We start from the raw sequence: 13,724 nt of genomic DNA, 5'->3' as shown, positions 1-13,724 counted from the left end.
CTGCCCGGAAGGTTCTTGCTGTCAGCAGGGTTTACCAGCGTAACCTCAAAACCATCAGACTCTAAAACATCATAAAGGGTAATCCAATAAACTCCCGTAGCTTCCATAGCAACATGGGTTATTGAACATTCTTTTAGATAGGCACTCAATTCCCTATAACAAGAAGTAAAAGTGCGGAAATTCCTTACTGTCTGGTTTTCTACAGAAACATAAACCTTTTCACTCCCAATATCAATGCCTGCACTATTGGGATAAATTTTGTTTAAAACACTCATTTCAAATAACAGAGCTTTTTAAATAAGAAGATAAGCTTAACGTATTTCTGATAAGGATATTACTACCATGCGGGATATCAAATGACTCACCAATATTGATTACTATTATACGCTAAAACAAAGCTCAGGAACAGGCTAATGCACTATTAAGGCGACTGTTATGCTGCTTATCTCCCTTAAACTCTACATAAAGTTAACGTCATTTATATTGATTTTTATATCATAAATTATCCCTCAGGATGACACATTAATCAGGTGGGTGATAAGTATTTCCGCGCTATCTGTGTTTCCGTGGCAATAGACTTTCTATGTTGATCTGTGGCTAACAGATCTTTCGACTCCGCTCAATGGATGGACGTATTAAATCCATCATCCCTTTTCCATCTTACATCGTCCAAGGTCTAAAACGCTTCCGCTAAACTGATATAAAATCCTGCCTGGCGTTTTTCATTTGGCAATTTTTCGCCAATACCGTAATCAAGGCGCACACTCAAACCTTTTGCCGGATCAAAAAAGTAACGGCCGCCAAGGCCATAATTAGGCTTTAGTCCATCGGCACTGAACTGGCCATTGCTAAATACCTTACCCGTACCTGCAAAAGCTACAATACCAAAGCGGTTCATAAAACGGTAGCGGATTTCAGCCTGTGCTGCCATTAAATTCTCATCGCGGTAGCGCCCGCTGTAATAGCCCCGCATCATTTGGTCATTTCCTAATTGCTGCAACAAATAAAATGGCGTGTTTTTACTTTGGATGGTGTAATAAATTCCCTGGATTCCCAAAACCACTTTTGGGGCTATGCTAAAGAAACCGCGGAGATCGATTTTGACCTGTGAGCCATTGAAATTTTCTCCTCCAAAAAAATCCGGGGCATATTGATAGGTTGCCCTTCCGAAAAAACCTTTGGTAGGATAGTTGTTGCTATTGCGGGTATCATAACTTTGCGATGCACCGATCCAGGCAACAGAACCACCATCTCTATCTATGATTTGCGGATTAGTGGAATAAATGCCTCCTGGCTGACGGTCTGTAAAATGATGATTTTCAAAACCCATTGAAACACCGGTATAAGCTTTTGGTAAAGTATTCATTTCGGCATCGAAAAGTGTTTTAAAAATCCGCTGATCTAATTTGTTTTCATCTGATTTTGTCGTGTAGTTGCCAATGCCATAAAAATTAAAAGGCTGATTTTTAAAACGGATGTCGCCAATAAAATGGTATTTGTTCCCTTTGGTCCACATATCGCCTTTTAGCATAAAGTTTGCGGTCTTTTTGGTGGAATAAGTCGTGTTCAGTGCGAAATTGGAACTGCGGTTCATTGTATCCTTACGGTCTACATAAAAGGAATAAATTGCGCCAGCACCAAATTCAAACCCGGTTTCCTGACTGTATCCAAAAGCTGGCAAAGGTAAAAAGCTGGCTTTACGTGTAGTATCCTTTTCGTTCGAGAGCATCTTCCTGATCAGTTTCATTTGTGCAAAAGAACTTCCTGAGACAAGCGCAAGTAAGATAACCAGATAATATTTTTTCATCACCGCAAAGAAAAGGAAATTTAATTACAGTTCATTAGTTCAATAGTCATTCGTTCATTGGTTATATTTGAATGCAAATTGCTGAAAAGTATAAGTTTTTGGAAAGCAGATACTGTAGCATTTGGGTTTGTATAGTCCCGCCCCCGCTTCTGCTCCAATTGAAGAAATCGGAGCATCTCGCTACGGTCGGGTTTAGGTGGCCTGGCATATGCAATAATTTGGGGTTGCAACGCGCATAATGAGGCTGTTTATTAGAATGGAATAGGGGAAGTTTTAATAGCAGTATAATATAGCTCACTTAAACCGGATACCATTTAATAATGGCTACCGTCATTGCTTTTTCAAATGAAAGATCCTTCGACTCCTTCCAGGATAACGGTCGCTAGGGAATTAATGCAATAACCACCGCCAGCTAAACCGGATTGGAGGGGAAAGCCCGCAGGTGAGGCACGAGCCGAGGACTTGTACCGAAAAGCCGGGCTGACTTTAAAAATAGCTACTGTCATTGCTTTCCAAAAAAAAATGTGATCACTTATCTGCATGAAAGATCCTGAAAACAATTTCAGGATGACGCTTGCTGGGAGAATGTTGCATTTGTATGCTGACATTACTTTCTAAATGATAGACTGTTCTACGCTGTTCAGGATGATGGTCGCGAGCGAAATTGTTGCATTTTTATACTGCTATTGCCTTTTAATAAACGAGTTCTTCAATTCTGTTCTGGATGACGATCGCTGGGAATTAATGTAATGACCTCCGCCAGCTAAACCGGATTGGAGGGGAAAGCCCGCAGGTGAGGCACGAGCCGAGGACTTGTACCGTAAAGCCGGGCTGACTTTAAAAATAGCTACTGTCATTGCTTTCCAAAAAAGATGTGATCATTTATCTGCATGAAAGATCCTGAAAACAAGTTCAGGATGACGCTTGCGAGGAGAATGTTGCATTGTATGCTGACATTACTTTCTAAATGATAGACTGTTCGACGCTGTTCAGGATGACAATTGCGGGGAATCGGTTAATTGGCAACATGCACTATGCCCCAAACGTCACACTCCAAACGCTATACGCTTTTAATGTTTTCACTTTCGACCTAAATACCTATTTTTGCGAAAAACAATACAAAACGAAATGAGCAATACAAGAGGACCGATATCTCAGTTTATGGAGCGTAATTACCTCCATTTTAATGCTGCTGCAATGATGGATGCGGCTAAAGGATATGAAACGCATTTAGATGAAGGTGGTAAAATGATGATCACACTTGCTGGTGCTATGAGTACTGCAGAATTGGGCATTTCACTTGCAGAAATGATCCGCCAGGATAAAGTGGCCATTATTTCTTGTACAGGTGCAAACCTTGAAGAAGATATTATGAATCTGGTAGCACATTCTCATTATAAACGTGTACCAAATTATCGTGATTTAAGTCCGCAGGATGAATGGGATCTTTTAGAGAACCATTATAACCGCGTTACCGATACCTGTATTCCGGAAGAAGAAGCTTTCCGCCGTTTACAAAAACATATCCACAAAATCTGGAAAGATGCAGATGATGCAGGTGAAAGATATTTCCCACATGAGTTCATGTATAAGATGTTGCTGAGTGGTGATCTGGAGCAATATTATGAAATCGATCCTAAAAATTCGTGGATGCTTGCTGCGGCAGAAAAGAATCTGCCAATCGTGGTGCCCGGATGGGAAGACTCAACCATGGGTAACATTTTCGCTTCTTATGTAATCAAAAATGAGTTCAAAGCAACCACAATGAAAAGCGGGATTGAATACATGGGCTGGCTGGCCGATTGGTATGTTAAAAACTCAGAGGGAAAGGGAATTGGTTTCTTTCAGATTGGTGGCGGTATTGCCGGCGATTTCCCGATCTGTGTAGTGCCGATGCTTTATCAGGATATGGAAATGGAAAATATTCCTTTCTGGAGTTATTTCTGCCAGATTTCTGATTCGACCACTTCTTACGGTTCATATTCTGGTGCCGTACCAAACGAAAAGATTACCTGGGGCAAACTGGATATCCACACACCTAAATTTATTGTAGAAAGTGATGCTACTATTGTCGCGCCATTAATGTTTGCCTGGATATTAAAACAATAATCAGAAAAAATAAATAAACCAAATTGGTTTGTACTGTGCCCATTGAAGATTCTTTATCAAAATGGGCATTTTTATTGTTAAAATGGCTTGAAATGGCATTTGTTTAGAATGATTATAAATTGTATTTCAAGTCACTATTATGTCATGGGATTTATTAATAAGTTATACTTTTGTTCAAGTTTTGGTGGGGCTACCCCTAGTTCAGCATCAATTTCACAACAAAAAGTAAATTAAATAAGTATAAAGTGTTCATTATGAGAGATATCTCGATGATTTTAAAAAGCGTTTGGAAGTCGTTATTCGTATTTTCAGCAATTTCCGTAATAGCGGTTTCTACCGTAAATGCGCAGGATGCTAAAGAAGGAAGAACGCTTTTCAAAGCAAAATGTTCTTCGTGCCACGCATTAGATGCTAAATTAGTTGGTCCGGCCTTAAAGGGTGTAAGTGATCGCCACTCGGAAGAGTTCCTTTTAAAATGGATTCCAAATTCGCAAGGCCTCGTAGCTTCTGGTAACCCTGAAGCTGTTAAACTTTTTAACGAAAATGGAAAAGTGCCAATGACGTCTTTTCCTGAGTTAGACGAAACCAAGGTAAAAGATATCTTAGCCTACATTAAAGAGGGTGAGCCAAAAGCAGCAGTTGATCCAAATGCGCCTAAAGCTGGTGCTGCAGAAAGCGGTACTTCAGGTTTATCAATCGCAGGTATCGTAGCTATCGTAGTTTTAGCCATCGTTATTTTAGTGATCTTAGGTCGTGCTTCTAAATTATTAGAGCGTTTGATTCTACAGAAACAAGGTATCGAGATTGAGGAAGATGTGCCATTAAAGGTTGGTGTGCGCAAGATGTTCAAAAACAAGAAATTTGTGATGTTCTTTATCTTGTGTTTAATCATCTGTTTAGGTTCATTCGGTTGGATGGGCATGTGGAACACTGGTGTTCATACTGGTTATCAACCGGTTCAGCCTATAAAATTCTCTCACGAGCTGCATGCGGGTATCAATCAGATCGATTGCCAGTATTGCCACTCGGGTGCATTTAAATCTAAAAATGCGTCTATACCATCATTAAATGTTTGTATGAACTGCCATAAAGCAGTACAGGCAAGAGATAAATATGATGGTGAAGTTTCTCCTGAGATCAAGAAAATCTATAATGCTTTGGGTTACGATCCTGAAACACAGAAATATGATGAGAGTAAAGCTAAACCAATGGAGTGGGTACGTGTACACAATCTTCCTGATTTTGCTTACTTCAACCACTCTCAGCACGTAGTTGTTGCCGAAGATGCCATCCGCAAAGCAAAAGGATTACAACCAACAGAGCCTGTATGTTTCGCCTGTCACGGCCCGGTTAATACGATGGAAGAAATTTATCAGTATTCTCCGTTAACCATGAAATGGTGTATCAACTGTCATAAAGAAACAGATATTTCTGGTCAGAAAAATAATGCTTTCTACGCTAAGGTGATCGAAGCGCATGAGAAGATTAAAAAAGGCGAGAAAATTACACCAGCGTTATTGGGTGGTTTAGAGTGTGGTAAATGCCACTATTAATAGATTAGAGTTTAGTAAGAACGTTCGAATAAACAGTAATATAGCTTAAATGGAAAGCAACAAAAAATACTGGAAAGGCTTAGAGGAGTATAACAATACACCCGATTTTGTTAAAAATAACAAAAACGAATTCGCCGAGCCACTTCCAATAGAAGATGTTTTAAATGAAGCAGGGTTAAGTACCGTTACCCCACGCCGCGACTTTTTAAAGGCGTTAGGTTTTGGTTTAGGTGCTGTAACTTTAGCAGCCTGTCAAACTGCTCCTGTTCATAAATCTATTCCTTACCTGGTAAAACCTGAAGAGGTTACTCCAGGTATTCCTAACTATTATACTTCGAGCTTTAATGGCCAGAGTATTTTAGTTAAAACCAGAGAGGGCCGCCCAATTAAAATTGAACCAAACCCAAATGCAGGTCAATTTTTCCGTGGTACAGATGCGAGAGCGCAGGCGTCGGTTTTAGATTTATATGATGTATCTAAACTAAAAGCACCAGCTTTAGTAAAAGATGGAAGAGTTGAAGAAACGACCTGGGCAAAAATCGACAGCTTTGTAAAAGGCGAGTTGGCAAAAGCACAGGCTGGTGGCAAAAAAATCCGTTTGGTATCATCAACCGTAAACAGCCCGTCGACTAATGCGGTGATTGCAACTTTTATTGCAAAATACCCTGCAGCTAAATTGGTTCAGTATGATGCTGTATCTTATACAGGTATGATCCAGGCCAACCAGAATAGTTTCGGTAAAGCAGTTTTACCTAAGTATAATTTTGATAAGGCTGATTTAATTGTAAGTTTCGGTGCAGATTTCTTAGGTACCTGGATTAGCGGAGAAGAGTTTACTGCTCAATATACGGCTAACCGTAACTACAAATCGTTAGAAAATAAAAAAATGAGCCGCCACATTCAGTTCGAAAGTGGAATGAGCTTAACAGGTACCAATGCAGATACCCGCGTTCCGGTTAAGTTATCGGAAGAAGGACCTGCTTTGATTGCTTTATATAATGCCATTACAGGTAATGCTTTACCAGGCGGAACATTGGGTAACAATGCTACTGCTGATAAAGTAATTAAACTGGTAGCTAAAGAATTGGTACAAGCTAAAGGTAAAGGCCTTGTGGTTTGTGGTTCTAATGATGTTTCTACTCAGATTTTAGTAAATGCCATTAACGCAGCTATCGGAAGTTATGGTACTACCATTGATTTAGATAACCCTTGTTATTTATATGCAGGTAACGATGCCGAATTTAGTGGCCTGGTTGCTGAAATGAACCGCGGCGAAGTTGGAGCTGTTTTATTCTTAAACACTAATCCGGTTTATGATGCTCCAAATGCAAAAGCATTTACTGATGCGTTAGCTAAGGTTCCTGCTAAAATTTCATTCTCTGATCGTGCAGACGAAACGGCTACGGCTTGTGATGCTATTGCCATTAACCATAACTATTTAGAATCATGGGGTGATGCAAATGCTTACGAAGGATATTATTCTATCGTTCAGCCAACAATCAACCCTGTTTTCAATAGCCGCCAGGCTGAAGAAAGTTTATTAACCTGGGCTGATGCTCCTGTTAAAGACTACTATCAGTTTGTACGCAGCAACTGGGAAGCTAAAATGTTACCAGCTGTTGGTTTGAAATGGGAAGAGGTTTTAGAAAAAGGTGTGGTTACTTCAGCCGCTAAACCTGCTGGTGCTTATTCATTCACACAATCTTTAGCTCAGGTTGCTACTTCAATTGCGAATAGCAGCAAAGCCTTTAAAGGTGGTGACCAGATTGAGTTACAGGTTTACGAAAATGTACCGATGCGCGATGGTAAAAATGCCAATAACGCATTTTTACAAGAATTGCCAGATCCGGTATCTAAAGTAACCTGGGATAACTTTGTTGCCCTTGCCCCTAAAACTGCAGAGAGATTAAAAGTTAAAGAGTTTGACGTAGTTTCTGTTAAAGGAAGTAACGGATATTCTGTAGATCTTCCGGTATTGATCCAGCCAGGACAAGCACAGGGAACTGCATCTATAGCATTAGGTTACGGCCGTACCAAAGCAGGTAAAGCAGGTAACGATGTTGGTAAAAATGCTTTCCCATTTGTATCTTTTGTAAATGGAACTATGCAATATGCTACAAACGTAACCATTACCCCAACAGGTGGTTACTACGAGCTTGCACAAACCCAAACTCACCACTCTTTCGAAGGCCGTGCGGTAATTAAAGAAGCTACTTTTGCAGCATACTTAAAAAATGCCGGTGCGGGTAACGAAAAAGGCGAGCATAAAAATTACGATCTTTGGGATCAATACGAAAAGCCAGGTAACAACTGGGTAATGGCAATCGATTTGAATGCTTGTACAGGTTGTGGTTCTTGTATTGTTGCCTGTAACGTAGAAAACAACATCCCTGTTGTAGGGCGTGATGAGGTTCGCCGTCGTCGTGAAATGCACTGGATCCGTATCGATCGTTATTACAGTTATGAAACCAAGAATGGTGATGTAACCAAAGAGAAAGAGATTGCTAAGTTAGAAGACTTAGATCATGTTTCGGTGGTTCACCAACCAATGTTGTGCCAACACTGTGATCATGCACCTTGCGAAACGGTTTGTCCGGTATTAGCTACTGTACACTCAAGTGATGGTTTAAACCATATGGCTTATAACCGTTGCGTAGGTACACGTTACTGTGCAAATAACTGTCCATACAAAGTACGTCGTTTCAACTGGTTTAACTACTGGAACGATTCACGTTTCGATAACTATTTGAATAACGAGTTTACCCAATTGGTTTTAAACCCTGATGTAACGACACGTTCAAGAGGGGTAATGGAAAAATGCTCAATGTGTATTCAACGTATACAAGGTGGCAAATTGCAAGCTAAACTGGAGAAACGTCCATTAAAAGATGGCGATATTAAAATGGCTTGTCAGGAAGCTTGTTCAGCAAATGCGATTGTATTTGGAGATGCAAACGATCCAAATTCAGAGGTTTCAAAAGCATTACGTTCTGAGCGTATCTACTACGTATTGGAAGAGATCAATGTGAAACCGGGTATCGGCTACATGACAAAAATTAGAAATACAGATACAACAGTACAAGCGTAAGCTTTAGTATATAGAAAATACAAATTATGTCAGGACATAACGAATCAATACTTAGAGAACCATTAATTACCGGCGATAATATCACGTACGCAAAAATTACGGATGATATTTTAATGCCGGTAGAAAATAAGCCAAATAAGGCTTGGTGGATTGGTTTCATCGTTTCAGCATTGGGTGCTTTACTTTGGGTGGTAGCTGTTAGTTACACCTTTTGGAATGGTATCGGTGCATGGGGCTTAAATAAAACAGTTGGTTGGGCATGGGATATCACCGGTTTCGTATGGTGGGTAGGTATCGGTCACGCCGGAACACTAATTTCAGCAGTACTTTTACTTTTCCGTCAGAACTGGCGTAACTCCATCAACCGTTCGGCAGAGGCGATGACTATTTTCGCGGTAATCTGTGCCGCAACTTATGTGGTGTCTCACATGGGCCGTCCTTGGTTAGCTTATTGGGTTTTACCTTTACCAAATCAATTCGGATCACTTTGGGTAAACTTTAACTCACCACTGGTATGGGATATGTTTGCGATCTCTACATACTTCTCTGTATCATTATTATTCTGGTACACCGGTTTATTACCAGATATCGCAACCATCCGCGACCGTGCCGTTGGTACCCGTAGAAAAATCTATTCTATCTTTTCTTTTGGATGGAGTGGAAGTGTTAAAACCTGGCAACGTTTCGAAGCAGTGTCTTTAATCTTAGCCGGTATTTCTACACCACTTGTGCTTTCAGTACACACCATTGTATCAATGGACTTTGCAACATCCGTAATACCAGGATGGCACACCACCATCTTCCCTCCATACTTCGTGGCAGGTGCGATTTTCTCTGGATTCGCGATGGTATTAACCCTATTATTGGTTGCACGTAAAGTGCTGGGCTTAGAGAATTACATCACCATGTTCCACATCGAGTCGATGAACAAAATCATCATCTTAACCGGATCAATTGTAGGTGTAGCTTATTTAACCGAGTTCTTTATCGCATGGTATTCAGGTTCAGAGTATGAGCAGTATGCATTTATCAACAGATCTACTGGTCCTTACTGGTGGTCGTACTGGATGATGATGACTTGTAACGTAATCTCTCCACAATTATTATGGTTCAAGAAAATCCGCCTAAGCATTAAAGCAACCTGGATTTTATCGATCGTGGTAAACGTAGGTATGTGGTTTGAGCGTTTTGTAATTATCGTTACTTCCCTACACCGCGATTATATTCCGTCAAGCTGGGCCATGTTCTATCCAACCTGGGTTGATATCAGTGTATTCGTTGGTTCAATTGGATTATTCTTCACCTTATTCTTATTGTTCTTAAGGGTATTGCCGTCAATCGCTATTGCAGAGGTTAAATTATTATTAAAATCTGCGAGTGAGCAAGCTAAAATGAAACAGATTAAAGAAGGGCATGAGAATAAAGAATATGTAGCAGAGTACATAGAGTCTTTAGAAAAATTTGATAGTGTTAAACAAGAAGATTACGCAAAAATATAACAATGAGTGATATCAAATATATTTTAGGCAGCTTTGGCGATCCTGACGAAATGATGCATGGCATCGAAAAGCTTCAGGAAAATAACATCAGTATTTATGATGTATATACACCGATGCCTATACACGGAATAGAAGCCAAATTAGGAATTAAAAGATCTAGAATCGATATCGCGGCATTTTGCTTTGGTATTACCGGTACCTGCTGTGCATTTGCTTTGATTTATTTCTGCGCGGTAATCGACTGGAGAGTAAACATAGGTGGTAAACCATCATTCGCATTACCGGATTTTATTCCGATAATGTTCGAGCTTACAGTATTATTCTGTGCTTTCGGTATGGTGTTAACTTATTATGCGTCTACTCACTTATTTCCAGGAAGAGCACCAAGAGTGATGGATCTACGTGCTACTGATGATCGCTTTGTTATTGCAGTTGATGCAAAAGATAATACAGCGCATACTGTAATTGATGGATTATTAAAAGATGCAGGTGCTTTAGAAATAAAGTATAATGAAAGGAAGTACATTAGCTATGAATAAGAATAAATTTGTTTACACAGCGTTTTTAGCTATCGCTTTTGCAGCTACCTTTTCTGCTTGTAAAGATAAACGCAGTACTGGCTTAGAATATGCCAGAAACATGTATGATCCGATTGCTTACAATCCGGATCAGCCAAACAAAAATTTTAAGGATGGTAAAACAGCTCAGTTACCACCTGCACATACCAAACCGGTAGGTTTTACTGAATATGATGAGTATCCTAATACTAAAGAAGGATATGAAGCAGCAGGAGTGAGTATGGTAAATCCTTTACCAGTTGATACTGTTAATTTGGCCCAGGGTAAACACTTGTTTACCGTTTTCTGTAGCCCTTGCCACGGAGATAAAGGTGATGGACAGGGACACCTGGTTAAAATTGAGAAATTTAGTGGTGTACCTGCTTATCAAACCGGTTCATCATCCAGAGGTGGTAACATGGTTGATCTTACCGCAGGTAAAATTTATCATACCATTACATACGGTGTAAATAACATGGGCTCGCATGCTTCGCAAATCTCACCAACAGATCGTTGGAAAGTGGTGATGTATGTTCAACAATTACAAAAAGGACAATAGTAAAGCAAATATAAATGGGAACTCACAATATTAATTTTAGTGAACAGTTTGAGTTTACAGGGAAAGTAAAAACGTTAAGCATTGTTGGTATCGTTATCGGTATTGCGGCTGTATTGTTCGGTTTTTTGGCGGGCGATAAAGTAATGCATGAGCGTACTTTTGCTAACCTGTTGCTTATGGCATATTACTTTGCATGCGTTTGTATGTCTGGTACGTTTTTCCTGGCTGTTCAATATGTAGCGCAGGCAGGATGGTCTGCATCAATTTTACGTGTACCACAAGCTATGGCCAAAACTTTGCCTATAGCGGCTGTAATACTTGTAGTGGTTATTTCAGCAGGATTATACTCGCACAATTTATATCACCACTGGCATGCTGAAGGTTTAACCGATCAGAACAGCCCTAATTATGATGCTATTATCGCAGGTAAATCGGTATTCTTAAATGTGCCTTTTTTCTTAGGCCGCCAGGTGGTATTCTTAGGTGTTTACAGTATATTTTCGATCATGTTTGTTAAGTTTTCTTACAATGAAGACTTGGCAGGCGGTTTAAATTCATACAGAAAAAGCTTCAAAAATGCCTGTATCTTCCTGGTAATTTACGGTTTTACTACTCCGGTATTTGCTTTTGATACCATCATGTCTTTAGAGGCACACTGGTTCTCTACCATGTTTGGCTGGTATAACTTCGCTGCAATGTGGGTAAGTAGTTTGGCAACTATTGCTGTTATCCTGATCTTATTAAGAAGAGCTGGTTATATGCAATGGGTTAACAATAGCCACTTGCATAACTTAGGCCAGTTTATTTTTGGTTTCTCTATCTTCTGGACTTATGTATGGTTTGCTCAATTCCTATTGATCTACTATGCAAATATGCCTGAGGAGACTGTATATTTCTACAAACGTTTTGAATATTATAAGTTCTGGTTTTTCTTAAACCTGGCCATGAATTTCTTAGCGCCTGTATTATTATTAATGGATAGAGATAACAAAAGAACAGATGCCAAATTATTATTCGTTTCTATCGTGGTATTGTTAGGTCATTGGGTAGATTATTACCAGATGATTATGCCAGGTGCGGTTGAAGATGGTCATAATGGTTTTGGAATTGTAGAAATCGGTATTGCATTAGGTTTCGTAGGATTGTTTACCTTTACGGTTTTATCATCATTAAGCAAAAAGCCTTTAATTGCGAAGAATCACCCATTATTACAAGAAAGTTTGCATCATCAGCTTTAGTGATGATAAGATAGAGCAAATATTTAATTATTATTATAATTAGCAGTACAGCGTACTACTTTTAAGAAAATGAGTTTAAGAAAGTTTATAACGAATAAAACGACCGCAGCTTTGGCAGTATTGATTACTGCTTTTGCAAACACTAGCGTATTTGCGCAAGATGCAGCAGCAGGTGCTGCCGCGGCACCGAAAGTTGATATGGGCGAGGTTTATAAATCGGTAATATTTTATATTCTGGTTTTCCTTGCGGTATGCTTATTCATTGCTATTATTGGTAAAGCAATAAAAGTATATGAGTTAAGCCGCGAAGCACAAGGTAAACCTGTTGGTATCAACTGGAACAGGGTACATGCAAGTTTGTTTGCATTGTTTCTTGTGATCGGTTTATATGGGGTATATTGGGAATATACGGTACATGGATCAATGTTACTTCCTGATGCTGCATCTGAGCATGGAAAGAAAATTGACAGAATGTTTAATTTAACATTAATCATTACCACAATCGTTTTCATAGCAACACACATCCTGTTGTTCGGATTTTCTTACATCTATAAATATTCTGCAAAGAGAAAAGCTTACTACTATCCACACAATAATACCATTGAAAAAATCTGGACCATTGTTCCGGCTTTAGTATTAACTGTTTTGGTTTTAATGGGTTTCTTAACCTGGAGATCTATTTTCTTCAAAGTTGAGGATCCAAATAACAAGCCATTGCAGATTGAAGTTACTTCTGAGCAGTTCAAATGGTCTATCCGCTATCCTGGAGCTGACGGAATTGTAGGTAAAAAGAATTATAAGTTAACTACAGCAACCAATACATTGGGTATTGATTTTAAAGATGTTAATTCTCGTGATGATGAAATGGCAGATGAGATGGTGCTTCCTGTGGGTAAACCAGTTAAACTTATTCTGACGAGTAAAGATGTAATTCACAGTTTTTATATGCCACACTTTAGGGTACAGTTAAATACCGTACCGGGTATGAGAACGGTTTTTGAATTTACGCCTACAAAAACGACTGCAGAAATGCAGCAGGAAACCAACGATCCGAATTTTAATTACCTTTTCTTATGTGCAAAAATCTGTGGATCTGGTCATTATAACATGCAAAAAGTTGTTCGTGTAGTCTCAGAGGCTGAATACAAAACCTGGATTGCAGAACAGAAAACATACTTAAATGACGATTTAAGAAAACAATTTAATTTGCCAGTGGCACCTGCACCTGTAAAATCAGAAGCAGATTCAGCAGCTAAAGATTCAGCAGCTGTAAAAACTAACCAAATGGCTTTAAATAAATAATATTAAGCAGGA

Annotated in this window: 10 protein-coding genes; 8 read left to right on the top strand and 2 right to left on the bottom strand. The window is 39.3% G+C overall.

Translation table 11 applies throughout. From position 1 onward, the window contains the following. The coding region (locus BM107_RS20415) for an IS110 family transposase (RefSeq protein WP_139222315.1) at positions 1-275 on the bottom strand (275 nt) is incomplete at its 3' end. 401 nt (positions 276-676) lie between these two features. Then, positions 677-1,807 (bottom strand): BamA/TamA family outer membrane protein, encoded by a 1,131-nt coding sequence (locus tag BM107_RS20410; RefSeq protein WP_090986775.1) that lies wholly within the window; start codon positions 1,805-1,807, stop codon positions 677-679. A gap of 1,128 nt (positions 1,808-2,935) precedes the next feature. Between BM107_RS20410 and BM107_RS20400 the strand changes: the two genes are divergently transcribed. The 8 genes from BM107_RS20400 to BM107_RS20365 all read left to right on the top strand — a co-directional run bounded on the left by BM107_RS20400 (position 2,936) and on the right by BM107_RS20365 (position 13,712). Further along, complete coding sequence (locus BM107_RS20400) at positions 2,936-3,916, top strand: deoxyhypusine synthase family protein (RefSeq protein WP_090986771.1); 981 nt, start codon at positions 2,936-2,938, stop codon at positions 3,914-3,916. Between the two features lie 254 nt (positions 3,917-4,170). Continuing rightward, complete coding sequence (locus BM107_RS20395) at positions 4,171-5,469, top strand: c-type cytochrome (protein WP_090986768.1); 1,299 nt, start codon at positions 4,171-4,173, stop codon at positions 5,467-5,469. A 49-nt stretch (positions 5,470-5,518) separates the two neighbouring features. Beyond that, entirely contained in the window at positions 5,519-8,557 is a 3,039-nt protein-coding gene (locus BM107_RS20390; RefSeq protein WP_090986766.1) for a TAT-variant-translocated molybdopterin oxidoreductase, read from the top strand. A gap of 26 nt (positions 8,558-8,583) precedes the next feature. Next, complete coding sequence (nrfD, locus tag BM107_RS20385; protein ID WP_090765459.1) at positions 8,584-10,056, top strand: NrfD/PsrC family molybdoenzyme membrane anchor subunit; 1,473 nt, start codon at positions 8,584-8,586, stop codon at positions 10,054-10,056. 2 nt (positions 10,057-10,058) lie between these two features. Further along, entirely contained in the window at positions 10,059-10,595 is a 537-nt protein-coding gene (locus tag BM107_RS20380; protein ID WP_090986764.1) for a DUF3341 domain-containing protein, read from the top strand. Then, positions 10,567-11,172 (top strand): c-type cytochrome, encoded by a 606-nt coding sequence (locus BM107_RS20375; protein ID WP_090986762.1) that lies wholly within the window; start codon positions 10,567-10,569, stop codon positions 11,170-11,172. Before BM107_RS20380 ends, BM107_RS20375 begins: the two co-directional genes overlap by 29 nt. 14 nt (positions 11,173-11,186) lie before the next feature. Further along, positions 11,187-12,410: a quinol:cytochrome C oxidoreductase gene (locus tag BM107_RS20370; RefSeq protein ID WP_090986760.1), complete on the top strand. Its 1,224-nt coding sequence runs from the start codon at positions 11,187-11,189 to the stop codon at positions 12,408-12,410. Positions 12,411-12,479: 69 nt separating this feature from the next. Then, complete coding sequence (locus tag BM107_RS20365) at positions 12,480-13,712, top strand: cytochrome c oxidase subunit II (protein ID WP_090986758.1); 1,233 nt, start codon at positions 12,480-12,482, stop codon at positions 13,710-13,712. Positions 13,713-13,724 lie beyond the last annotated feature (12 nt).

Source organism: Pedobacter suwonensis (assembly GCF_900111825.1).
Lineage (GTDB): Bacteria > Bacteroidota > Bacteroidia > Sphingobacteriales > Sphingobacteriaceae > Pedobacter > Pedobacter suwonensis.
This window is presented reverse-complemented; position numbering and strand designations above follow the sequence as displayed.